A 24,831-nucleotide genomic window follows, 5' to 3' on the forward strand; every position below is an offset into this window, starting at 1 on the left:
TTGATTGGAGCGGAAGGCATGCGACCTCCTGCGGGATAAGCGGGCGTCTAGTTCCATCGCCCGAGGTTACGTACCCACTGGAACGTAACCCAGCCCCTCGGGGTCAAATAACCCTAAGAGAATTAAAGGATAGATCACCTTTTATTATCTTAGGAACATTTGCCTGTAGGGGCTGAAGTGGGCGCTTCCACTTTTTATACAGGCAACGCCGAGGAGGCCAATCTAGCTCCAGAGGCCAGCGACTAGCAGATTTCGGTCTCTCTCCTTGCGAATCCAGCTGCAAGGCCCCAACGGCTAGCGGACTTCCCTGTCCCCTCCTTGCGATAAGTCAACATCAACTCACTGCGTTCGTTGTGTTTCCTTTATCTCATGCGGAGACAGTCCAGTCCGTACGCCGCTGAACGGGGCCTTTCCACTTTATAGATAAGTCATCATCGAATCGCTGTCGCTCTTCGTGATTCCTTTATCTCATGCAAGAGCCCTAAAATCTGTACGTCGCTAAACGGCCGTTTCCGCTTTTTAATTCACCGCCCGCCCCGCGGAGTCGCACGCCTAGAGTGGAAATCAACTATCTCATCCAAATAGCAACAATATATACGAAAAGAGCCTTTTATTAACAGTATTTAGTACTAGGATGAAGATACTTTCAGAGAAAAGTTAACGGTGTACTAAAGCCCTTTTCACTCGGCAAAACGGAAACATTTTATAAACACCCTGTTTAATTATCCCTTATTTAGGGTATTTTCTATAGAGAGACTATTATAGAAAACTGAGGAAGGGGTTTTATTCATGGCTGTAGAACTGAAAGCTAATAGCCGTACAGGCGACAAACGATCTGATTTAACCAAACTTCGACATCAAGGGAGTATTCCTGCAGTAGTATACGGATATAAAACAGAAAACAAACCGATTGCCATCGACTCAATTGAGTTCATCAAAACAATGAGAGAGGCCGGGCGTAACGGAATCATCTCGTTGAATGTCGATGGAAACAAACAGAATGTGGTATTGAGTGATTATCAGCAGGATCACATTAAGGATGCTGTCATCCATGCCGATTTCCTTGCTGTCAATATGTCCAGCGAGATGGATGCTGATGTACGCATCGAACTTGTCGGTGAATCGGCAGGTGTGAAAGATGGAGGCGTATTGCAGCAGCCGCTTCATGATGTGTCTGTAACAGCTAAACCGACGGATATCCCTGACAGCATTCAGGTCGACATTTCTGAACTTCAGGTTGGAGAGACCATCACAGTCGGAGATATCAAAGGCAACCATTCCTTCACGATCAATACTGAAGATGACCGTACGATTGCATCTGTACTGGCACCTCGTCAAGAGGAAGAAATCAGTTCAGGTGAAGAGCAGGAAGGCGGTCAGCCTGAGAATGAGGAAGGCCGTGAAACAGAAGCAAGCAACGAGAATGAAGGCGCAGACGAATAAAATAACGAGGTTTCCAGACGCAGCCTTTTGCGGGTTGCGTCTTTTATCGTTTATACTAATGATAGTGGCAGTGCAGGAAAATGAGGTGTATACATGAAATTAATCGTTGGGCTTGGAAATCCAGGATCACAGTATGACCGTACGAGGCATAATATAGGATTTGAAATTATAGATGAACTGGCAAAGAGGTTTGACAGTCCCTTAAATCAATCTAAATTCAAAGGAGTCTATGCAAGCATCCATCATAAAGGAGAAAAGGTCATATTACTTAAACCTCTTACATATATGAACTTATCGGGAGAAAGTATTGTTCCCCTGATGGATTACTTTGATATTGATGAAGAGGATTTAGTGGTAATTTATGATGACCTTGATTTGCCGGTTGGTAAACTAAGGCTGCGTCAAAAGGGCAGCCCGGGCGGACATAATGGGATGAAGTCCATTATTGCCCATTTGGGGACCCAGAACTTCAACAGGATAAGGGTGGGAATTGACCGTCCGCCTGGAGGTATGAAGGTTCCTGATTATGTGCTGGGAAAATTCACGCCTGAAGAATGGGAAACCATGCAGGATGTAATCAAGTCAAGTGCGGATGCGTGTGAAGCTTGGCTTGAAAAGCCATTCCTAGAAGTCATGAATAAGTTCAACTGAGTTTGAAGCTGTATAACTCCTTCATAACCCGTTCATACTAAAGATAGGCATGCTTATGAAGGAGGAAGAATATGGCGATTAACTATTTTTGCCGCCATTGCGGGTATAAGGTCGGGAGCTTGGAGCAGGTGTCGGTCAACTCAGAACAGGTAGGCCTGCATAAACTTTCTGATGAAGACCGCATGGATATGGTATCATATGAACAAAATGGTGATATTCATATCAAGACGATTTGCGAGGACTGCCAGGAATCGCTTAATCGGAATCCGGATTATCATCAATCAGATTATCTGATTCATTAATTGGCTTTGGTCATCACCAAAGCATTTTTCTATTGATAAAATTAGCAGGATGATTTTCGTTGCGGAGGCAATGCCTGAGTCACCTCTGCTTAAGCGTCTTAAAAGCGTCTTGAACGAAATCAATGTTTTTAATAGACTCTGAGCTGAATGAATGATTTTTCACTTCAAGCGGGCAGACATGTTCATTTTAAAGAAACGCTGTTTTCGTATATATTGTTGCTCTCGGAAAAATCCAAAGAGCCGGATTTTTCCCTTGGAGACAAGGGCTTTGTTCTCTGAACAAGGTGAATTAGCTCTTTTCTTCCTTGTTTATCAGGATATTTCTGGTTAATTAAGTAGAGATTTTTTAAAGTTTGTATTAAATAGCAACAAAGTTTACGAAAAGAGCCTAAAGAAATGAAAGAAATGTCAAAAGCAACATAAATAGAAAAGAATTAGAGAGGAGGATTACTTCCTTGAAAAGTATATTAAACTTCATTGGCCAAAATGAAGAATTGCAGGCCCTGGCTTCCGGAGTGGAGGAGGGCCTGGAGGAACAGCTTGTCGCAGGGTTATCGGGTTCTTCCAGAAGTGTGTTCATCGCTTCAATGTTCCGCAAGACGGGGAAATCGGCCATTGTCCTGACCCACAATTTACTGCAGGCACAAAAAATTTATGATGACCTGCTGCAGTTTCTTTCAGAGGAAGAGGTTTATCTATATCCGGCCAATGAACTGATCGCTGCTGAACTGAGTGTGGCAAGTCCTGAGCTGAAATCACAGAGGATAGAAGTACTGAACAGGCTGGCAACCGATCAAAAAGGGATTTTCGTCGTACCGGCCGCAGGATTGAGAAAAATCCTTCCTCCCAAGGACTTGTGGAAATCCATGCAGCTGTCCTTTACACTGGGCGAAGATGTAGATTTGAACACTCTCCTGGATCGATTGCTGATCATGGGCTATCAGCGGAATGAGATGGTGGGAACCCCTGGTGAATTCAGTTTACGGGGCGGCATTCTTGATATCTTCCCGCATACCTTGGAAAACCCGGTCCGAATCGAATTATTTGATACAGAAGTGGATTCCATTCGCTCCTTTTCATTAGAGGATCAAAGATCAATTGACAAGCTGAAAGAAGTCCATATTGGACCTGCTTCAGAAACCATTATGAACGGCGGGCACTTGGAAAACATCGTTGGCCGCCTTGAAGCAGGATTATCGAAAAGCCTGAAAAAAATAAAAAGTGATGGGGTAAAAGAAAAGCTTACCCAGAATATCGGTTTTGAGTTGGAACAGCTGAAGAATGGCCAGAAGCCCGAGCAGGTCTATAAATATCTATCATTTGCCTATGATGAAGCTGCTAGCTTGCTAGATTATCTGCCTGAAGACGGAATATTCTTCTTGGATGAGCTGGGAAGAGTGCAGGAGATGGGGGAGTCGCTGGATAAAGAAGAGGCAGACTGGTTTACATCTCTTTTACAGGAAGGCGAGATTGTTCATGATGTCGCAGTTTCTCATAACCTTTCCAAACTGCTGATTCAGACCAGTTTGCCAAAGGTTTATTTCTCATTGTTCCTGCGGCATATTCCAAACACCAGCCCGCAGAATATCTTTAATCTTTCCAGCAAGCCGATGCAGAGCTTCCATGGACAGATGCATGTTTTGAAAGCCGAACTGGACCGGTGGAAAAAAGGAAATTTCACTATTATCCTATTAGGACCTGATGAAGAGAGGATCAAGAAGCTCCAGCGGGTCCTGAAAGATTACGATATCGAAGTGGCAGTTGTCCCTGATGATAACAAGCTGTTGAATGGCCAGGCTCAAATTATGAGCGGGCATCTTACAAACGGCTTCGAGCTTCCGATGATGAAAATCGCTGTTCTGACAGAAGAGGAGCTATTTAACAAGAAGACGAGGAAAGCGCCGCGCAAACAAAAGCTTTCCAATGCGGAAAGAATCAAGAGTTATTCCGAATTAAAAGTCGGGGATCATGTTGTTCATGTCAATCACGGGATTGGAAAATACCTTGGAATTGAAACTCTTGAGATAAATGGTGTCCATAAGGATTATCTGCACATCAAGTATCAGGGCAATGACAAATTGTACGTACCGGTGGAGCAGTTTGACCTTGTGCAGAAATATGTGGCATCTGAAAGTAAGGAGCCGAAGCTTTATAAACTGGGCGGAACTGAATGGAAAAAGGTCAAAAATAAAGTGGAAGCATCTGTTCAGGATATTGCGGACGACCTTATCAAGCTTTATGCAGAGAGGGAAGCATCTAAAGGATATGCTTTTTCTCCTGACGGTGATATGCAAAGAGAATTCGAAACGTCCTTTCCTTATCAGGAAACCGAGGACCAGCTGCGCTCGATTGATGAAATCAAAAAAGACATGGAAAGAGAAAGGCCGATGGACCGGCTGCTTTGCGGGGATGTTGGTTATGGAAAGACTGAAGTCGCCATCCGTGCTGCCTTCAAAGCTGTGGTGGATGGAAAACAAGTTGCCCTGCTCGTACCCACGACGATTTTGGCGCAGCAGCATTATGAAACAATGAAAGAAAGGTTTCAGGAGTTTGGCCTGGAAGTCGGTCTGCTCAGCAGGTTCCGGTCGAAGAAACAGCAAACGGACACCATCAAGGGGATCAAAGCAGGTACTGTTGATGTGGTGGTCGGGACGCACAGGATTTTATCAAAAGATATACAGTACCGTGACCTGGGCCTGCTGATCATTGATGAAGAACAGAGGTTTGGGGTCACTCATAAAGAGAAGATCAAGCAGCTGAAGACCAACATCGATGTACTGACTCTGACGGCAACACCGATTCCCCGTACATTGCATATGTCCATGCTTGGGGTAAGAGATCTTTCTGTTATTGAAACGCCACCGGAAAACCGCTTTCCAGTACAGACGTATGTTATGGAATACAACGGTGTGTTGATCAAGGAAGCAATTGAACGGGAATTGGCACGGGATGGACAGGTGTACTTCCTGTATAACCGTGTGGAGGATATCGAGCGAAAAGCAGAGGAGATCTCGATGCTTGTGCCTGATGCACGAGTAGCATTCGCCCATGGAAAAATGAATGAAAATGAATTGGAATCGATCATCCTCAGCTTCCTTGATGGTGAGTTTGATGTGCTCGTGACGACGACCATCATTGAAACAGGTGTCGATATCCCGAATGTCAACACATTGATTGTGTATGACGCAGACCGGATGGGACTTTCCCAGCTCTATCAATTACGAGGAAGGGTCGGCCGTTCCAACAGGGTTGCGTACTCCTACTTTACTTATCGGAAAGACAAAGTACTGACAGAAGTTGCGGAGAAAAGACTGCAAGCTATTAAAGAGTTCACGGAACTGGGATCCGGTTTCAAGATTGCGATGCGCGATTTGACCATCCGGGGAGCAGGTAACATTCTCGGTGCCCAGCAGCATGGGTTCATTGACTCTGTCGGTTTCGACCTTTATTCGCAAATGCTCAAAGAGGCAATCGAAGAAAGGAAAGGGGACCTTCCGAAACAGAAGGAGCAGTACTCTTTCGAAGTCGACATGGAGGTTGATGCATATATTCCGGACAGCTACATCCAGGACGGCCATCAAAAGATCGACATGTACAAGCGTTTCCGTTCTGTTTCTACTTTAAAAGAAGTAGAGGAACTTCAGGATGAAATGCTTGACCGGTTTGGGGAATACCCGGAAGAAACGGCTTACCTTTTCCAAATTGCCCAAATGAAAGTGTATGCAAGACAGGCAAAGCTGGAAAGTATCAAGCAGAACAAAAAAGAGATATCGATATACATGTCACCTGAAGGAACCCAGGAAATCGATGGCAGCAAGGTATTCGATATCTGCAACAAACATGGCCGTGCAGTCGGACTCGGCATGGAAGAGCAAAAACTGAAGATCACCATCAATACAAACAGAATGAAAACATCCCAATGGTTCAACATTGCTTTTGACATCGTCAAAAACATTCAATTCGCCAGGAAAGATGCAGAAGTTCACTCATAAGAAAAACACCCGGCCTGTCGTTGCCGGGTGTTTTTCGCACATTAAAGCGCTAAAAGGGACAGTCCCTCTTCGTGCTTTAAAGTACTAAAGAGTGCTGTAAAATGAATCTTCGTGTGTTCCTTCTACGTATATAAAAGAAGGAGGTGTTTGAAGGTGAAATGCAAACATTGTGATGGTGAATCCTTTGTACAGGCTTCCGACTACATCAACCTTCGCCCGTTAAACAAAAGGGTGGCCCTTGGGTCGCAAAAAATCTATACCGTTTGTTTAAGCTGCGGCGAAGTAGTGTCCATCAAGATCAAAAATCCGGAAAAACTTAAATGAATATATTTTTGTGGAAAAGAAGCAGCCAGAGGCAGCTTCTTTTTTATTGTGGTTCTACCCTTTAGGGGGATAAACGGACCAATGAGGAAAAGATTTCGTAAAGATGCTGGTGAGAATAAGGGCTAATCGGGCCAATGAGTTTGAGGTTTTGAGAAGATGTTGGTGTGAATAAGGGCTAAATGGGCCAGGAGATTGATATTTTGGTGAAATGTTGGCATGAAAAGAGGTATCTGGTCTTACCGCTCTTCGTAATTCAGTCCTTTATCTCATACAGGGCTGGTACAGGCCGTACGCCGCTGAACGGTCGCTTCCGCTTTATATCAATCCAGCGGCCAGCGCCTAGCGGATTTCGGTCTTCTTCCGTGCGATAAGTCAACATCGGCTCGCTCTGCTTGCCGTGTTTCCTTTATCTCATGCAGAAGCCCTCGAATTCGTACGCCGCTGAGCGGGCCACTTCCGCTTTTTAGTATGTAACTAAAATGTAATAAGTAAATTTTGTTTATTTTGGAGGAGTCCGGGTATTTAATTTAATGTAGCTGCCGTGCTGGTAAAATAAACCTCAACTAGAACAAAAACGTAATTGCAGAAAAAATAGTGTAATGTGTATAGAAGTTTCCTATTGAAGGATACTAAAATCAACTTTGGTAATGAATTCAGCAGTAATTACCGAATAAAAATCATCTGATGAAAGTGAGGCAACTATAGATGAAGGCAACTGGTATTGTTCGTCGCATTGATGATTTAGGTCGTGTGGTTATTCCTAAGGAAATTCGCAGGACTCTAAGAATTCGCGAAGGTGATCCGCTGGAGATTTTCGTTGATCGAGACGGCGAGGTCATCTTGAAGAAATACTCACCGATCAGTGAGTTAAGCGATTTTGCAAAAGAATATGCCGAGGCATTGTATGACAGCCTGGGAAGCTCTGTAATTATTACAGACAGGGATGCCGTCATTACTATTGCAGGCGGCTCTAAAAAAGAATATTTGAATAAAAATATCAGCGATCTCATTGAAAAGCAAATGGGAGAGCGCAATTCTGTACTTCACACACAGCAGGGAAAAATTGAGCTTGTGGAAGGTGTGGAAGAAGAAGTATCTTCCTACACGATTGCACCGATTATCGCTAACGGTGATCCAATCGGTACAGTAACGATTTTCTCGAAGGATAAAGCAATTGGCGAAGTTGAGCAAAAAGCAGTGGAAACGGCAGCAGGCTTTTTAGCAAGACAAATGGAATCATAATGAGAAGCGGTGGATACCGCTTCTTTTTTTTGCAATCAAACAGGCCTGCCTTAACTTTAAGACTGAAGGTTGCAGAGGATTTTGTGTTATAATACAGTACATTAATTCGCAAAGGAAGGCAGGAACCCAGGATTGCCTCATGAAAATACTTCCAAAAAATTGATGATGGGAACCTTTATCCTTACGGCCGCTGCGCTAATCACCAAAATTCTCAGTGCCGTCTATCGGGTCCCTTTCCAAAATATTGTCGGAGATATAGGGTTTTATATTTATCAGCAAGTCTATCCCTTCTACGGAATAGCCCTTGCTCTTTCTACATATGGATTTCCGGTTATTATCTCAAAGATGATTGCCGAACGGCAGGAAGGAAAGAATGAAAAGGAAGTCCAGGCTGTGCTGCAGTCTTCTTTTCTTTTTCTCAGTGTAACAGGTGTGCTTTGGTTTATGCTCATTTACTTTGGAGCAGGCCCGATTGCTTCCCTGATGGGAGACCCTCAGCTTCAAGAGCTGATTGAATTGATCAGCGTGACCTTTTTGCTGCTTCCTTTTATATCTGGGCTTAGAGGCTTTTATCAAGGAACAGGCAATATGGTGCCGACTGCGTATTCACAAGTAGGGGAACAGCTTATCCGCGTCGTTACCATCATATCCTTTTCAGCCATCCTGACTGCCCAGGGGTATTCGCTTTATATGGCGGGTGCCGGTGCACTATTCGGATCGATCACAGGTGGACTCGCCTGTATTATCATATTGGTGACTTTTCTATGGAGGGACAAATTGTTCCGTCCATTCCCGTTAAACTTTTGGGATGGTCATAAAGAAATCTGGTCAAGGCTTTTAAAACATGGAACAGCGATATGTGTCAGTGGTATGCTGCTTGTACTGCTTCAGTTGATCGATGCCTTGAATGTATATTCTCTATTATTGAGTACTGGTGTATCAGAGACCGATGCCAAACAGTTAAAGGGAATCTATGACAGGGGACAGCCGTTCATTCAGCTAGGTACTGTGGTCAGCACGTCCCTTTCGTTAACCCTGGTTCCGCTGATTACAGCCGCCTTTCGTCAAGGCAAAACATCGGAAATGAATGAAAAAATCAGGCTGGCTTTAAAAATCGGCAGTCTTGCGGGATTTGCTGCCTCTATTGGCTTGATCAATATCATGAAACCAACCAATACTATGTTATTTCAAAACAGTGCGGGCTCGGACGTCATAGCCGTATTTTGTTTATCAATCTTATTCAGTTCGGTTATTTTAACGTTATCAGGTATCCTTCAGGGGATAGAGTTGATCTATTTTCCGGCGTTGACCATTGTGGGCGGACTTGTCGTCAAATTCGCCTTGAATATCTTATTTGTAAGCAGGTATGGAACGATGGGAGCGTCAATCTCCACGGTCATCACTTTGGGATTGATCGCCATTATTCTCATCCTCCGTTTAAAAAAACAATTTACGTCCTTGTTTCTAACATCCCGTTTTTACATGGTCACAGGAGCTGCCGGCATAGGGATGACGGCCTTTCTACAGATATATTCCCATCTTTTCACCATGCTGGCCGGGACTGATTCAAGACTGCTTGCGACCATACAATCCCTGACTAGTGTGGCAATTGGAGGCATCATTTTTTTACTGATTATATTAAAAGGGAAGATTTTTTCAGCGGAAGAACTGGGCCAGCTGCCGATGGGGGATAAGCTGAACTCAGTTTCTGAACGGATCAACTAAACACTAATGGAGGTACAGTATGTTTAAAATGAAAGTTGCAGGGCTTGGAGCAGGTGAATTGGATCAGCTGCCGCTGGGTGTGTATAAGCAGTTAAAAGGTGAAAGAAAGGTCTTTCTCCGTACAGAGCATCATCCTGTCGTGGCACAGCTAAAGGAAGAAGGCTTTATATATGAGTCTTTTGATTATATTTATGAAAAGCATGACAGCTTTGAACAGGTTTATGAAGAAATCGTTGAAGTCCTGTTATCGGAAGCCCGAAACAGTGAGATCCTTTATGCGGTTCCAGGCCACCCTCTTGTAGCCGAAAAAACAGTGCAGCTCTTGATCGAAGCATCCGAAAAGGAGGGTTTCACGCTTGATATCCTTGGCGGACAAAGCTTCCTTGATCCTTTATTCGCGGCAGTGAAGGCAGATCCGATTGAAGGATTTCAGCTTCTGGACGGAACAGCGCTGAATCTCGAAGACATCAAAATGGATCAGCATTTGATTATCGGCCAGGTGTATGATGAATTTACAGCCTCAGATGTGAAATTGACTTTAATGGAATTGTATCCTTATGATTATACGGTGAAAATTGTGACAGCAGCCGGTACAAGTGATGAGCTGGTCAAAACAATTCCGCTTGTGGAGCTTGACCGTGAAGTTGAGTTGAATAATCTCACCAGCCTATATGTTCCTCCTGCAGGGGAGCTGGCTATGAGGTATAAACAGTTTTCGACATTCCGGCACATTATTGCTCGTTTGCGCGGACCTGGGGGTTGTCCTTGGGATAGAGAGCAGACTCACCATACACTGAAAAAGTATTTAATAGAAGAAACGTATGAATTGTTAGAAGCGATCGAGGAAGAAGATACTGATCACATCATTGAAGAATTAGGGGATGTACTTCTGCAAATCGTCCTTCATGCCCAAATCGGAGAAGATGAAGGAATGTTTACGATTAATGAAGTGATCGAAGCGGTCGCTGAAAAGATGGTCAGGCGCCATCCTCACGTGTTCGGAGATATATCGGTCGAAAATTCGGACGATGTCAAAGTGAATTGGGAAGCGATTAAAAAGGCAGAAAAAGGTGTACAGGACAAGCCCCTTTTAAAGGGAGTCGCCAAAGGGTACCCTTCCCTGATGAAGGCCTACGAATACCAGAAAAAAGCTGCAAAAGTCGGTTTTGACTGGAAGTTCTCCGATGAAGCATGGGAGAAAGTGAATGAAGAAATAGAGGAATTCCGCGTAGAAGCAGCGAAAGGAGATAAACACACCCAAACAAGTGAGTTTGGCGACCTGCTGTTTTCCCTGATCAACATCGCCCGCTTCTATAAAATTCATCCCGAAGAGGCTTTAGCCATGGCGAATAACAAGTTCTTCAATCGTTTTGCCTATGTCGAACAAAAGGTAAAGGAAAATGAGAAGACATTCGAAGACTTTTCCTTAAATGAGTTAGATCAGTTCTGGAATGAAGCGAAAGACAAAGGAATTAACTGATCGGAAGCTGACTCCATCAGCGTGAGCGAAGTTTACAGAAGCAATGCGGGGGATAAAACCAGCAGTAAATATTCAAGCAGCGTTAATAAATAAAGGAGAGATCGATAATGGCAACAATGCGCTTAGATAAATTTTTAAAAGTATCACGTTTAATAAAAAGAAGAACACTGGCAAAGGAAGTCGCTGACAAAGGAAGGATTACCATCAACGGGCTTCAGGCGAAAGCAAGCTCCAATGTGAAAGTGGGCGATGAGCTGCAGATCCGTTTCGGGCAGAAAGTAGTGACGGCGAAGGTTGATCGCCTGCAGGAATCAACCCGTAAGGAAGAAGCGGGTACTATGTATACCATCACCAGCGAGGATAGAGTACCGGAAGAGTAAAGTAAAGCTTGTTCTATTTTTCCTCCCTCCGCATACATATAGTTACAAAGCCTGTACTTTGTGAATGTGGGGGATGAAAATGAATCAGTATCATGATAACGGAAGTAACAAAGGAACAATGCAGGAACATGATGTCATGATGAGAGGCAGAAGGCTGCTGGATATTTCAGGAGTAAAGCAGGTGGAAAGCTTTGATAATGAAGAGTTCCTGCTGGAAACCGTCATGGGCTTCTTGTCTATCAGAGGGCAAAATCTGCAAATGAAGAATCTAGATGTGGATAAAGGAATCGTCTCCATTAAGGGCAAGGTATTTGATATCGTTTATTTAGACGAGCAAAGTGGAGAGAAAGCTAAAGGATTCTTTAGCAAGCTGTTCCGATGACGCTTTCGGTTCAATTTTATACCATGCTGGCCATGGTCGGCATGGGCAGTGTTTTTGGAGCGACCCTGGATACGTATAACCGTTTTCTCAACAGAAAGAGTAGAAAACGCTGGCTTGTTTTCCTGAACGATGTCTTGTTTTGGATTCTGCAAGCCCTTTTTATTTTTTACATCCTGTTCTCGGTCAATTTCGGCGAGGTGCGTTTTTATATTTTTATTGCTTTGCTATGCGGATTTGCAGGCTATCAGGCTCTTCTCAAAGCCCTCTATTTAAAGTTATTGGAGAAAATCATCCAAGGGTGTATTTCTTTTTACAAGTTTTTGGTACGACTGGTAACCAATCTTGTTTATTCACCGCTGAAATGGCTGGTGATGCTTCTCATTTCGTTAATCATCGGGATTGGTAAAGGAGGATGGGCAGTAATTGGCTTCTTTATCAAAGCAATTTTTGCCATATTGAAAATTGTGTTTACCCCTTTTCTATGGGTGGTAAAAATTATTTCAAGCCTTTTGCCGAAAAATATTAAAAAATTCGTCGAGAAGTTATATAATAAATTGGCAGGATATTTATTTCCATTTGTTAAAGTTATTAATACAAAGTTGAAAAAATGGTTGAAAAGATAAAGGAGGTGCAGAGATGAGCCGGGAACGAAATATTACTTCAATGGAAAACGCTTATGTTCGACAGCAGGAATTAAAGAAAAAAATCAGTCACCACAGAAAAAAGAGGCTTTTTCGCCGCTTGGCTTTATTATTTATCCTCGCCCTGACCATAAGCGGTTTTCTTGTTTCGACCCTCATCTCACGCGCTTCAGTCCTTGAAGAAAAGGAAGCGGAAAAAGCAAAGCTGGAAGCCAAGCTGGAAAAGCTTGAGAAACAGCAGTCGATCCTTGAAGAAGAAATCGTCAAGCTCAATGACGATGAGTATATTGCTAAATTGGCGAGAAGAGACTATTTTCTTTCTGATGAAGGTGAAATAATCTTTAATATTCCTGAGCCTGAAAAGAAAAAAGAAGAAGAGTCGTCTTATTGACACTCTTTTTTTTGTTTGGCTATAATATAAAGTAAGGTTTATTTTTTATCATTTTAAGGAGGAGCATTCTTTTTATGTCAATTGAAGTAGGCAGCAAGGTACAGGGTAAAGTAACAGGGATTACAAATTTTGGAGCGTTCGTAGAATTGCCGGAAGGTGCAACAGGTCTTGTCCACATTAGTGAAGTTGCCGACAATTATGTAAAAGATATCAACGAGCATCTAAAAGTCGGGGATGAAGTTACAGTAAAAGTCATTAATGTTGAGAAAGACGGAAAGATTGGTTTATCCATCCGGAAGGCTAAAGACCAGCCGCAACGCCCCCAGCGCCCGCAGCGTCCTCAGCGTCCACGCAATAACAAAATGAATGACACTCGTACAAAAGAGAGCTTTGAACAAAAGATGGCGCGTTTCTTAAAAGATAGTGAAGATCGCCTATCTTCATTAAAACGCCATACAGAATCCAAACGTGGCGGCCGAGGAGCAAAAAAAGGCTAACTTGCTGTCTGTTACTATATAGCAGGTTTTATAGAGAGGGTTCAGAAGTGAACCCTCCAAATGAAAACAACCGACTGCATTTCACCCTGGAAAGCAGCCGGTTGTTTTTTGTTGTAAATGAGCTGGTATATATCATACAGAGTGCAAGCAACTTGCTGATTCTGAGTCTTAATTTCAAAAAAGATTTTCAGCACCGGGGATTCGGCTCAATGTCGATATCAAAAAACCTAAGCCAGGAAAGGGTACTTAAATAGGATCCGGATATCACTACTTCAAGCAAAAAGCTGCCATGTTCATGGCAGCTTTTTTTATTTATCGTTTACTGGTCGGGACCAATCGGTCTTGATACCGCTTCTAGTGTATCACCTGTATCGCTGTCTTTATTTAACTTTACGGCAAGGTCACCAAGGGATACAATCCCGACGACTTGGTTGTTCTGATCAAGAACAGGCAGACGGCGGATTTGTTTTTCGGCCATCTTAGAATATGCTTCATTAATATCTGTTTCCGGCGTTACATAGTCTACGCTCTCTGTCATAATATCTTTTACTTGCAGATCCGCGTTACCTTTTTCCGCCAGACCGTAAATTACAATGTCACGGTCTGTCAGAATCCCTTTTAATTGATTGTTATCAGATACTGGAACGGCTCCTATATCCAGATCTTTCATTAATTTTGCAACATCGATAAGGGAACTTGAAGGGGAGCATGTTTCCACTTGCTGAGTCATCACTTCTTGAATGTTTGACATTAAGAATCCCTCCTATTATCTGTTATATATTATGATATACCACGGAAAAATGAGGAATAACATAGTGGTGAAAATTGGTATAAAATACTAATCGGGATTAGTGATTTTAATTTCTATATGAGCTTTTGAAGTTCTCAGTTTTCCCTCTTAGAGTATGAATAGTTTAGCTGGATTACTTAATATACTAGCTAGTGTAGAAACGCACAAATTTGAGATTATCTCTTGCTCAATTCGTGACCCGGTGCAATGTGTATCAACAGGAGTCCCGAATTTATTGTTCCTTGCAGATTAAGCAGCATGTGACATACTTCTGCCATCAAGTTACCATAATAAGACTGATTCAGTAATCCAATTTTATACTACCGCTCTCAATTGAAAGAACCAAACAAAAAAACACGACAGGATTCCTGTCGTGTTCGTAATATGACCCATACGGGATTCGAACCCGTGTTACCGCCGTGAAAGGGCGGTGTCTTAACCGCTTGACCAATGGGCCAAAATAAATATGGTAGCGGCGGAGGGGATCGAACCCCCGACCTCACGGGTATGAACCGTACGCTCTAGCCAGCTGAGCTACACCGCCATATTTTAAAAATGTTTTGAGACACAAGTAATATAATACATAGGATTAAAAAAATTGTCAACAGATTTTTTAAGAAATATGTCACTTGGTTTATACCTTATATTTCCGCGTCTGCCTTACAGCTTAATGGCGGTCCATCTATCAGCTCTCTACAGTATGTTTGCTGTTTCGCAGAAAGAAGTCGAACTTTTCTCACTAATCAAACCCCTGTTTTGACAAACTTCTGAGCTTGTCCGCTTTATAATGTCTTCAAGGAATAAGACTAGGGGGAGAGGATAAGTATGGAAAAAGTTGAGCACAGTGTCATGGAGCCGGTGGGGAAGGTAGACATTGAACATACTAAGTCGGAGCTGTCTATGGGGATGAAAGCCGTATTACAGAAACTAGAATGGTTTTTTATCCAGAAAGGCTTTGTTCTTTTTAGTTTGGGTTTTCTTCTTGGGCGAGCATTGATCCTGTCGCACTTGACGCCCTTCGCCATTCCTTTTTTCGCAGCTGTTTATATGGTGCGAAGAGATCGTGCTCCTATCGCGTTAATGGGTCTGCTTGCCGGATCACTGACATTATCGATTACTAATATAACGTATACGTTTGCCAGTACTATTTTATTCCTCATTCTTTTTAGGATTACAAGAAAATTTCAAAAAAATGAGTTGAAAGCTGTACCCTATTTTGTGTTTTTTACCACGATAGCCGCCAGCCTTACATTCGACTACTTGACCAATGGACAGGCCCTGAGTGTTTACGATGGGGCAATGGCTGGTGTCGAAGCGACCCTCTCCTTTATTCTTACGCTTATTTTTATTCAGAGTGTGCCCTTATTTTCAATAAGTAAACGCAAGAAAACACTCAAAACAGAAGAGGTTGTCAGCCTGATCATCCTACTGGCTTCCGTGATGACGGGAACAATCGGATGGTCGGTTTATAACCTTTCGATTGAACATATTCTGTCCAGGTATCTCGTATTGCTGTTTTCCTTTATTGCCGGGGCTACGGTTGGTTCGACGGTTGGGGTTGTGACCGGCTTGATCTTCAGTCTTGCCAACGTAGCAAGTTTTTATCAAATGAGTTTGTTGGCATTTTCCGGTCTTTTGGGAGGTTTGTTGAAGGAGGGGAAAAAGGCAGGAGCAGCCATAGGGTTGTTGATCGCGACCCTATTGATCGGCATGTATGGAGAAAGCGATATGTCACTGGCCAAAACGCTTTATGAATCCGGGGCTGCCATCGTACTTCTGTTCCTTACCCCGGCAGCCCTTACTACGAAACTGGCAAAACATATACCCGGGACGGCTGAATACAACCAGGAACAGCAGCAATATATAAGAAAAGTCCGTGATGTCACGGCAAGCAGGGTGGAGCAGTTTTCCTCGGTCTTCCAGGCGTTGTCGAATAGTTTTGTCAGCTTAGAGGAGCAGTTGGACCGTGAGGAGGCAGATGAAAGGGAATTTGACCAATTTTTAAGCAACGTCACCGAAAAAACATGCCAGACCTGCTTTAAGAAAGAGCAATGCTGGGCCAGGAATTTCAATCATACTTATGATCTCATGAAAGATGTCATGTATGAAGTCGACCAGGGGCATGTGCCGCTGAATGGAAAAGTCGGCAGGGAACTTGAAAAGCATTGTGTCCGTGCCAAAAAGGTCCAGGATGTCATCTCTCAGGAGCTTACCTATTATCAGGCTAATCTAAAGTTAAAGAAACAGGTCCAGGAGAGCCGGAAACTTGTCGCTGATCAATTATTGGGAGTATCTGAAGTAATGGGAGATTTTGCGAGGGAGATTCAAAGAGAAAGAGAGAACCACCAGCAGCAGGAAGAACAGATCTTGGGGTCTCTCCAGGAATTCGGGTTGGAAATAGAAAATGTGGAAATCTATTCACTGGATAAAGGAAACGTAGATATCGAGATGACACTTCCAAATGGAAATGGTCATGGTGAGGGGGAGAAACTGATAGCCCCGATGCTCTCGGACATCCTCGGGGAAAACATAATTGTCCAAAGAGAGGATTCGGCAGCCTTCCCGAGCGGCCATTGCCAATTAACATTTGGGTCGGCAAAAGCATTCGTCGTAGATACCGGAGTGGCTCATGCAGCAAAGGGGGGAGGATTAATTTCCGGTGATAGTTATTCAATGATTGAATTGAGTGCGAGTAAATATGCCGTTGCGATCAGTGACGGGATGGGGAATGGAGAACGTGCCCATTATGAAAGCAATGAAACCTTGAGCCTTCTGCAGAAAATACTGCAATCGGGAATAGAAGAAAAAGTAGCGATAAAAGCGGTGAACTCAATCTTGTCTTTAAGGACGAATGATGAAATCTTTTCGACTCTAGACCTGGCCATGATTGATTTGCAAGATGCATCTTCGAAGTTTTTGAAAATTGGTTCAACCCCGAGCTTTATAAAAAGAGGAGATAAGGTGGTGAAGGTAGAAGCCGGCAACCTGCCGATGGGCATCTTTTATGAATTCGATGTAGATGTAGTCAGTGAACAATTAAAAGCAGGCGATCTGTTGATTATGATGAGTGATGGAGTATTTGAAGGCCCGAAACACGTAGAAAACTACGATGTATGGATGAAGCGGAAAATAAAAGAAATAGATACAGAGGATCCGCAAGCCATGGCGGATATCATTATGGAGGAAGTGATAAGGACAAGGTCAGGTGAGATAGAAGATGATATGACTATAGTCGTTTCGAAAATCAAGCACAACATACCGAAGTGGAGTTCCATCCCCGTTCAAAAATTCAAGAGAAAGGAGAGGATTTCCTGAAGGAGAAGCGCAATAATTCTTTTGTTCTTTCTGGACGAGTAGTTTGATAGATTACAGGATACAGATTCTATATTAGTAGCAAAAGTTTCTGATGGGGGGGTGACTGGCGCCCGCGGGATGCTCAGGAGGCATACAGGGCCAATGGTCTTTGCTGTGCTCGGGGTATCATTTCGAGAAAATAGCCCAAATGAACCTGTACGCTGGTGTTGCGAGGTGCACCATTTTTAGAAGGGGGAGAAGATGAAACCATGCGCTGTTTACGCGCAGTAACATCTCGTGAAAAGCCCCAAAATCAAGCTATGCGCACACGCGAATCATCCAACTTATCTCATGCGGAGCCGGTCCAGTCCGTACGCCGCTGAGCGGGGCCTTTCCGCTTTATGATCAATCCAGCTCCAGCGGCCAGCGCCTAGCAGATTTCGGTCTCCTTCCTTGCGATAAGTCAACAGGTTCATTTCCTTTACTCATATAAAGAGGTATTTAGAAAAAATCGGCTCCTGGATTTTTTCGGTAGGATGCTTTTCTGGTTAGTGGTACATTCTTGGGCAATGGGAAATGAACATCAACTCACTTTGCTCGTTGTGTTTCCTTTATCTCATGCTAGAGTCCTAAAATCTGTACGTCGCTGAACGGCCGCTTCCGCTTTTTAGCCAATCCAGCTCCAAGGCCCCAGCGGCTAGCGTACTTCCCGGCTCCTCCTTGCGATAAGTCATCATCGAATCGCTGCCGCTCTTCGTGATTCCTTTATCTCATGCGGAGCCGGTCCAGTCCGTACGCCGCTGAGCGGGGCCTTTCCGCTTTATGATCAATCCAGCTCCAGCGGCCAGCGCCTAGCAGATTTCGGTCTCCTTCCTTGCGATAAGTCAACATCGGCTCACTTACGCTCGCCGTGTTTCCTTTATCTCATGCAGGAGCCCTAAAATCTGTACGTCGCTGAACGGCCGCTTCCGCTTTTTAGTGTATATTTCCCTCCCATTCCGGCGAAGATGGTAACAAACTAAGTTAGAGGAGGGGAAACTGTTGAAGACAGGTACACTTCGACAAGTTCTATTAATAACAGATGGGTGTTCGAACCAAGGAGAAGATCCAGTGGCAATGGCAGCGTTGGCAAAGGAACAGGGGATTACGGTAAATGTGATCGGTGTGATGGAGAATGATTCAATAGATGAAAGAGGCATGGAGGAAATTGAAGGCATTGCCATGTCAGGCGGAGGCGTCAGTCAGGTAGTGTATGCTCAGCAGCTCTCACAGACTGTTCAGATGGTGACAAGAAAAGCGATGACCCAAACCCTGCAGGGGGTCGTCAACAAGGAATTGAAACAGATACTAGGCAAGAATGCTTCCATGGAAGAACTTCCGCCGGAGCAGCGCGGGGAAGTGATGGAGGTTGTGGATGAATTAGGAGAGTCATCTGATCTTGAAGTGTTGATTCTTGTCGATACTTCAGCGAGTATGAAACACAAGCTTCCAACAGTCAAAGAAGCCTTGTTGGACCTGTCCTTAAGCATGAATGCAAGGATGGGAGATAATATGTTTTCGGTTTTCGTATTTCCCGGGAAAAGAAAAGATGTCGAAAAATTGCTGGACTGGACTCCGAAGCTTGAGTCGCTGACGAGCGTTTTCTCAAAGCTGTCATCAGGAGGTATAACGCCAACCGGCCCTGCAATCAGCGAAGCCATTTCTTCATTCAAGAAAAAACGTTCATTAAGGGGTTTGCTCTCACGTGATGATGAACAATACTTTGAAGAAACAATATAACTTTTCTTCGGGAACAAGAATTACAGGCAAGTGGCATAAACAACAATATACAATTATCAAAGAACTTGGGTATGGGGCAAATGGTATCGTCTATCTTGCTCGAATAGGCGCAGATTATGTGGCACTGAAAATGAGTGACAGTTCGATGTCCGTGACCTCCGAAGTGAATGTCTTAAAGGCTTTTGCAAAAGTCCAAGGAGCACCCCTTGGACCTTCTTTGCTAGATGTGGATGATTGGGAAACTGGCGGGAAGAACATCCCTTTTTATGTAATGGAATACATCCAGGGTCCGGATTTACTGACATTTGTTCAGAAAAAGGGGTTTTCGTGGACAGGTGTACTCATCATCCAGCTTTTGAATGACCTGGAACGCATACATCAGGAGGGGTGGGTATTTGGAGATTTGAAGCCTGAAAACCTGATCGTTACAGGACCGCCCTATAAACTTCGCTGCATTGATGTCGGCGGGACGACCATGAAGGGAAGGGCCATAAAGGAATTCACTGAGTTCTTTGATAGAGGGTATTGGCTCGGACATTCAAGAAAGGCGGAACCTTCTTATGATCTGTTTTCTGCGGCGATGATTCTGATCAACCTTTCCTATCCAAAGAGGTTTAACAAGAGCGGCAGCGGGGGAATAGAGCAGTTAAAGAATGCGGTACTGGATAAGCCCGAGCTAAAAAAATTCAGAGGACCAATTATGAATGCCCTTGAAGGAAAGTTCGCCACAGCTCTTGAGATGCGCCAATCCATGCTGGACACCCTATCAGCAAAAGCTCCAGCCAGCCAGGTCAAGCCGCGGGGGTCCCAGTCTTCTGCGAAACCTGTGGCAGCAACCCGTCAACAGCATAGGAAAACGAAGTCCGGCGGGGGAATTTTAGAAACCATATTAATTGTCCTGATTGTAACTCTTTTATACGTACTCTACATTTATGGCGAGCTTTTGTAGAGACTTCGCCAAATCTTCTGCAGTGATGGAACAGGAAGTTTAATGATCGGTGAAATATTGTTAGAATAGAAGAAAACATGTTCAGGATGAGGCAGTATGCTTACTTATGAAAGAAAAGTCACAAGTTTTATAAAAAGACATAACTTAATCCAGGACAGAGACTCGATACTGGCTGCTGTATCCGGTGGTCCTGATTCACTTTCCCTTCTCCACTATTTAAATGAATACAAAGGCCTCTGGAATGCAAAGATTGCTGCTGTATGTGTCGATCATATGTTCAGAGGGGAAGAATCTCATGAAGAGTTCCTTTTTGTTAAAAAGGTATGTGAAGAAATGGACATTCCTTTTTGGGGAGAGAGGGTGAATGTACAAAACGTCCTTGATGAACAAAAGACAGGGTTGCAGGAAGGTGCGCGAAATGTCCGTTATCAGTTCTTCGCCCGTCTATTGAAAGAAGAAGGATTTACGAAGCTGGCTTTCGGACATCACGGGGACGACCAGATTGAAACCATTCTTATGCAGATGACAAGAGGCAGCAGCGGGATGGCCAGAAGCGGTATTCCCGTCAAAAGAAGCTTTGGCGCTGGTCAAATCATACGCCCTCTTCTTTGCCTTTCAAAGTCTGAAATATTGAGTTATTGTTCGGAGAGCGGCCTGCAGCCAAAGTTTGATCCCAGTAATGAGAAGCAGGATTACACGAGGAACAGGTTCCGCAAAGCGGTGCTTCCATTCCTTAAAAGCGAGAATCCGCTTGTTCATCAGAAATTTCAACAATTTAGTGAAGAAGCTGCTGAAGATGAATCATTTTTACTCTCCCTGGCCGAAGAAAAAATGGAGGGGGTCCTTACAAAAACCAAGGAGGAAGCTGTTGTTGATATAGGAGCTTTCCGACGGATGCCTCTGCCTTTACAAAGAAGAGTGATTCATCTAATATTAAGTTATCTTTACAAAGATAGGCCTTCATCATTATCATCTATACATATTCAAGATGTTTTAGCAATAATATTGAAAGACAGCCCCTCACTGAGTCTTGATCTTCCTGGAAACCTTAAAGTAATACGTTCCTATAATTCATGTACTTTTACTTTTGCGGGAAGAACAGAGGGAAGCGGCGATTTTTGTTATACATTGAACATAGGTGAGAGAATTGAACTGCCTGATCATCGAGCATTTACACTGCAAGAGGCGCAAGACCATCTCAATCATACGGATTCCGTCATTTTCCAAAAGGGCAGGATTGCCTTTCCGTTGAAGATTCGGACCAGGAAACCGGGTGACCGTATGAAAGTTAAAGGGTTGAATGGTACTAAAAAGGTAAAAGATATATTTATCGATGAAAAGATACCAGTCAAACTTAGAGATACATGGCCGATTGTCGAGGATGATAATGGCGAAATTCTCTGGGTCCCCAATCTGAGAGTATCGGACTTTGCCGGCAATGAAGCAGGTGAATCGGGTGACTATGTAAGGTTAATCTTTTCAGAGCAAACATCTTCCTAGGAGGCAGACCAAGTGTTGAACAAAGATATTGAGAAAGTGCTTATTACTGAAGAAGAACTTCAAGAAAAAATCAAAAAACTGGGCGCCGAGCTTACTGAGGAATATAAAGACAGTTTTCCTTTGGCGATTGGTGTTTTAAAGGGTGCAATGCCTTTTATGGGTGACCTGCTTAAACGCATGGATACATACCTGGAAATGGATTTCATGGATGTCTCCAGTTATGGAGGCACAACCGTGTCTTCGGGAGAAGTCAAGATTGTCAAAGACCTTGACACAAAGGTGGAAGGCCGTGACATCCTCATCATTGAGGATATTATCGACAGCGGTTTAACTCTCAGCTACCTGGTTGAATTGTTCCGTTATCGTAAGGCAAAGTCCATCAAAATTGTTACGCTTTTGGATAAGCCATCCGGAAGAAAAGCAGATATCAAGGCGGACTATGTCGGGTTCCTTGTACCGGACGAATTCGTTGTCGGCTATGGACTTGATTATGCAGAAAAATATCGCAATCTGCCATATATCGGCGTACTGAAACCAGAAGTGTATAGTACAAACGATTAAGTATAATCTAATGAAGAATTCGCATCTGTAAAGATGTACCAGTGAAGGCAGCTAATTTGTTGTAATACCATGTTTTTCTATGATACTATTTTATATAGCTTTTTTACCGTGGGAGGAGGTAAGGGATGAACCGGATCTTTCGAAATACCATATTCTACTTACTAGTATTTCTCGTCATAATAGGTGTGGTGAGTTACTTTAATAACAGCAACGAACCAACAGAAAACATTAAATATAACGAATTCATCACTCACTTGGAAGATGGTGAGGTAGAGTCGTTTTCCATCCAGCCTGAACGAGGCGTGTATGAGGTAAGAGGAAAACTGACTGGATATACAGAGGAACAATACTTCCTGACAAATGTATTGGGAAATGATGCAGGTGTGTTGGAACGCATCAATACAGCTGCAGCTGAAACAGGCATCGAAGTCGATGTCCTAAAGGCTAAAGAAACAAGCGGCTGGGTATCATTCTTTACTACAATCATACCGTTTGTCATCATCTTTATTCTTTTCTTCTTCCTGTTGAATCAAGCGCAGGGCGGCGGAAGCCGGGTTATGAATTTTGGTAAGAGTAAAGCCAAGCTTTACAGTGAAGAGAAGAAAAAAGTCCGCTTTAAGGATGTCGCCGGAGCGGATGAAGAGAAGAATGAACTGGTGGAAGTTGTAGAATTCCTTAAAGACCCGAGAAAATTCTCTGAGGTCGGAGCGCGAATTCCTAAAGGGGTTCTTCTTGTAGGACCTCCGGGTACAGGTAAAACCTTGCTTGCCCGTGCCGTTGCCGGAGAAGCTGGAGTGCCATTCTTCTCTATCAGTGGTTCCGACTTCGTTGAAATGTTTGTCGGTGTCGGTGCATCACGTGTCCGTGATTTGTTTGAAAATGCAAAGAAAAACGCTCCTTGTATCATCTTCATTGATGAAATTGATGCTGTTGGACGTCAGCGTGGAGCCGGTCTTGGCGGAGGTCACGATGAGCGTGAACAAACGTTGAACCAGTTACTTGTTGAAATGGATGGTTTTGGAGCTAACGAAGGAATCATCATTGTAGCTGCAACAAACCGCCCGGACATTCTCGATCCAGCCTTATTGCGTCCTGGACGTTTCGACCGTCAAATCACGGTAGACCGCCCGGATGTCAAAGGCCGTGAAGCAGTCCTTAAGGTACATGCGAGGAACAAGCCGCTTGATGAGTCGGTTGACTTAAAAGCGATTGCTGCAAGAACACCTGGATTCTCGGGTGCAGACCTGGAGAACCTGTTGAACGAAGCAGCCCTTGTTGCTGCCCGTGAAGATAAAAAGAAAATTGATATGCGAGATATTGACGAAGCAACTGACCGTGTCATTGCCGGTCCTGCGAAGAAGAGCAAAGTCGTTTCCCAGAAAGAACGCAAAATTGTGGCCTTCCACGAAGCAGGACATACTGTTATCGGACTTGTCCTGGATGAAGCGGATATGGTTCATAAAGTTACCATCGTACCACGCGGTCAGGCCGGCGGTTATGCGGTAATGCTTCCGAAAGAAGATCGTTACTTCATGACTAAACCTGAATTGCTGGATAAGATTACTGGTTTACTTGGCGGACGTGTAGCTGAAGAAATTATCTTTGGTGAAGTTTCTACCGGTGCCCATAATGACTTCCAGCGTGCAACAGGCATAGCGCGCAGAATGGTTACCGAATTTGGTATGAGTGAAAAACTTGGACCTCTTCAATTCGGTTCAACTCAAGGCGGACAGGTGTTCCTTGGAAGGGACATCAACAATGAGCAGAACTACTCAGATGCGATTGCGTATGAAATCGATCTTGAGATCCAGCGTTTCATCAAAGAGTCTTATGAGAGAGCGAGAAAGATTCTTACAGAGAATCGCGAAAAGTTGGAGCTTATTGCCAAGACCCTGCTGGATGTTGAAACATTGGATGCTGGCCAAATCAAGCATTTGATGGATCATGGCAAGCTTCCGGACCGTGGTTATGGCGAGCCTGAAAAAACAACTGACAAAGAAGATGTAAAAGTGAACATCCAGAAGAAGGATGAAACTGAAAAAACATCTGAAGAGTCAGTTGAAGATGATAAAAAAGAATAGTCATTGCAAAAAGACACCAGTCCTGCTGGTGTCTTTTTATTTGGTAAACGCTGTTTTCGTAAATATTGTTGCTCTCGGAAAAATCCTAAGAGCCGGATTTTCCCCTTGGAGACAAGGGCTTTTTTCTCTGAACAAGGTGAATTAGCTCTTTTTTTCCTTGTTTATCAGGCTATTTCTGGTTAATTAAGTAGATATTTTTTAAAGTTTGTATTAAATAGCAACAAAGTTTACTAAAAGAGCCTTGGTAAAACATTTAAGGAATCGCAGATATAAAACTGTGTTTAAAGAGGTTTTAAGTGCAAAGTGAGGAATGCACGATTGCACCAGATGCAGAATGCGAATGGACTCTACATAGGTTGTCTTTCAATCATTATTCATAACATATAAGCACAGCATTGATTAAAGTGGAAGGATTCGCGATCTCCTG

22 protein-coding genes and 2 tRNA genes are annotated in these 24,831 nt (G+C 43.6%); 19 read left to right on the forward strand and 5 right to left on the reverse strand.

Annotated elements, in window-relative coordinates; genetic code table 11:
• Window positions 1–789: 789 nt before the first annotated feature.
• The 13 genes from V1502_RS00325 (at window position 790) to V1502_RS00385 (ending at window position 13,450) form a co-directional block, all read left to right on the forward strand.
• A complete protein-coding gene (locus V1502_RS00325) occupies window positions 790–1,443 on the forward strand; it encodes a 50S ribosomal protein L25/general stress protein Ctc (protein ID WP_409252473.1) in 654 nt (217 codons plus the stop codon).
• A gap of 93 nt (window positions 1,444–1,536) precedes the next feature.
• Window positions 1,537–2,094, forward strand: a complete 558-nt coding sequence (pth, locus tag V1502_RS00330) for an aminoacyl-tRNA hydrolase (RefSeq protein ID WP_409252474.1) — start codon at window positions 1,537–1,539, stop codon at window positions 2,092–2,094.
• Window positions 2,095–2,165: 71 nt separating this feature from the next.
• The gene (locus V1502_RS00335; RefSeq protein WP_409252475.1) at window positions 2,166–2,396 is read left to right on the forward strand and encodes an anti-sigma-F factor Fin family protein; all 231 of its coding nucleotides are present in this window, start codon (window positions 2,166–2,168) and stop codon (window positions 2,394–2,396) included.
• Window positions 2,397–2,851: 455 nt separating this feature from the next.
• Window positions 2,852–6,388: a transcription-repair coupling factor gene (gene mfd, locus V1502_RS00340; RefSeq protein ID WP_409252476.1), complete on the forward strand. Its 3,537-nt coding sequence runs from the start codon at window positions 2,852–2,854 to the stop codon at window positions 6,386–6,388.
• A 153-nt stretch (window positions 6,389–6,541) separates the two neighbouring features.
• Window positions 6,542–6,712, forward strand: coding sequence for a hypothetical protein (locus V1502_RS00345; RefSeq protein WP_409252477.1), 171 nt, complete (start codon window positions 6,542–6,544; stop codon window positions 6,710–6,712).
• A gap of 705 nt (window positions 6,713–7,417) precedes the next feature.
• Window positions 7,418–7,954, forward strand: a complete 537-nt coding sequence (gene spoVT, locus V1502_RS00350; protein ID WP_409252478.1) for a stage V sporulation protein T — start codon at window positions 7,418–7,420, stop codon at window positions 7,952–7,954.
• Between the two features lie 132 nt (window positions 7,955–8,086).
• Window positions 8,087–9,679 carry an oligosaccharide flippase family protein gene (locus tag V1502_RS00355; RefSeq protein ID WP_409252479.1) on the forward strand — a complete coding sequence of 531 codons (1,593 nt, stop codon included), beginning with the start codon at window positions 8,087–8,089 and terminating at the stop codon, window positions 9,677–9,679.
• A 19-nt stretch (window positions 9,680–9,698) separates the two neighbouring features.
• Entirely contained in the window at window positions 9,699–11,159 is a 1,461-nt protein-coding gene (gene mazG, locus V1502_RS00360) for a nucleoside triphosphate pyrophosphohydrolase (protein WP_409252480.1), read from the forward strand.
• Between the two features lie 116 nt (window positions 11,160–11,275).
• The gene (locus V1502_RS00365; protein WP_409254260.1) at window positions 11,276–11,539 is read left to right on the forward strand and encodes an RNA-binding S4 domain-containing protein; all 264 of its coding nucleotides are present in this window, start codon (window positions 11,276–11,278) and stop codon (window positions 11,537–11,539) included.
• A gap of 79 nt (window positions 11,540–11,618) precedes the next feature.
• On the forward strand, window positions 11,619–11,921 hold the full coding sequence (gene yabP / locus V1502_RS00370) for a sporulation protein YabP (RefSeq protein ID WP_409252481.1): 303 nt from the start codon (window positions 11,619–11,621) through the stop codon (window positions 11,919–11,921).
• Window positions 11,918–12,544 (forward strand): spore cortex biosynthesis protein YabQ, encoded by a 627-nt coding sequence (yabQ, locus tag V1502_RS00375; RefSeq protein ID WP_409252482.1) that lies wholly within the window; start codon window positions 11,918–11,920, stop codon window positions 12,542–12,544. Before yabP ends, yabQ begins: the two co-directional genes overlap by 4 nt.
• Before the next feature lie 13 nt (window positions 12,545–12,557).
• Window positions 12,558–12,953 (forward strand): FtsB family cell division protein, encoded by a 396-nt coding sequence (locus tag V1502_RS00380; RefSeq protein WP_409252483.1) that lies wholly within the window; start codon window positions 12,558–12,560, stop codon window positions 12,951–12,953.
• 74 nt (window positions 12,954–13,027) lie between these two features.
• Window positions 13,028–13,450, forward strand: a complete 423-nt coding sequence (locus V1502_RS00385; RefSeq protein ID WP_409252484.1) for a S1 domain-containing RNA-binding protein — start codon at window positions 13,028–13,030, stop codon at window positions 13,448–13,450.
• 319 nt (window positions 13,451–13,769) lie between these two features.
• On the opposite strand, the gene V1502_RS00390 is transcribed toward V1502_RS00385, so the two are convergent.
• The 3 genes from V1502_RS00390 to V1502_RS00400 all read right to left on the reverse strand — a co-directional run bounded on the left by V1502_RS00390 (window position 13,770) and on the right by V1502_RS00400 (window position 14,784).
• A complete protein-coding gene (locus V1502_RS00390; protein ID WP_409252485.1) occupies window positions 13,770–14,201 on the reverse strand; it encodes a CBS domain-containing protein in 432 nt (143 codons plus the stop codon).
• Between the two features lie 424 nt (window positions 14,202–14,625).
• Window positions 14,626–14,697: transfer RNA gene (locus V1502_RS00395), tRNA-Glu, on the reverse strand.
• Between the two features lie 10 nt (window positions 14,698–14,707).
• Window positions 14,708–14,784 (reverse strand) — tRNA-Met (locus V1502_RS00400).
• Window positions 14,785–15,065: 281 nt separating this feature from the next.
• Here V1502_RS00400 and spoIIE point away from each other — a divergent pair.
• Entirely contained in the window at window positions 15,066–17,555 is a 2,490-nt protein-coding gene (gene spoIIE / locus V1502_RS00405) for a stage II sporulation protein E (protein ID WP_409252486.1), read from the forward strand.
• A 323-nt stretch (window positions 17,556–17,878) separates the two neighbouring features.
• On the opposite strand, the gene V1502_RS00410 is transcribed toward spoIIE, so the two are convergent.
• A complete protein-coding gene (locus V1502_RS00410) occupies window positions 17,879–18,001 on the reverse strand; it encodes a hypothetical protein (RefSeq protein WP_409252487.1) in 123 nt (40 codons plus the stop codon).
• A gap of 298 nt (window positions 18,002–18,299) precedes the next feature.
• Entirely contained in the window at window positions 18,300–18,422 is a 123-nt protein-coding gene (locus V1502_RS00415; protein ID WP_409252487.1) for a hypothetical protein, read from the reverse strand.
• A gap of 153 nt (window positions 18,423–18,575) precedes the next feature.
• Here V1502_RS00415 and V1502_RS00420 point away from each other — a divergent pair, with 153 nt between their 5' ends.
• The 5 genes from V1502_RS00420 to ftsH all read left to right on the forward strand — a co-directional run bounded on the left by V1502_RS00420 (window position 18,576) and on the right by ftsH (window position 24,404).
• A complete protein-coding gene (locus tag V1502_RS00420; protein WP_409252488.1) occupies window positions 18,576–19,313 on the forward strand; it encodes a VWA domain-containing protein in 738 nt (245 codons plus the stop codon).
• Complete coding sequence (locus tag V1502_RS00425) at window positions 19,282–20,262, forward strand: protein kinase domain-containing protein (protein ID WP_409252489.1); 981 nt, start codon at window positions 19,282–19,284, stop codon at window positions 20,260–20,262. Before V1502_RS00420 ends, V1502_RS00425 begins: the two co-directional genes overlap by 32 nt.
• A gap of 96 nt (window positions 20,263–20,358) precedes the next feature.
• Window positions 20,359–21,762 carry a tRNA lysidine(34) synthetase TilS gene (gene tilS, locus V1502_RS00430; protein ID WP_409252490.1) on the forward strand — a complete coding sequence of 468 codons (1,404 nt, stop codon included), beginning with the start codon at window positions 20,359–20,361 and terminating at the stop codon, window positions 21,760–21,762.
• Between the two features lie 12 nt (window positions 21,763–21,774).
• A complete protein-coding gene (hpt, locus tag V1502_RS00435) occupies window positions 21,775–22,323 on the forward strand; it encodes a hypoxanthine phosphoribosyltransferase (RefSeq protein ID WP_409252491.1) in 549 nt (182 codons plus the stop codon).
• Between the two features lie 125 nt (window positions 22,324–22,448).
• On the forward strand, window positions 22,449–24,404 hold the full coding sequence (gene ftsH, locus V1502_RS00440; protein ID WP_409252492.1) for an ATP-dependent zinc metalloprotease FtsH: 1,956 nt from the start codon (window positions 22,449–22,451) through the stop codon (window positions 24,402–24,404).
• The last annotated feature ends 427 nt before the right edge of the window (window positions 24,405–24,831 follow it).

The sequence above is a fragment of the Rossellomorea sedimentorum genome, from assembly GCF_046237645.1.
Classification (GTDB): domain Bacteria; phylum Bacillota; class Bacilli; order Bacillales; family Bacillaceae_B; genus Rossellomorea; species Rossellomorea sedimentorum.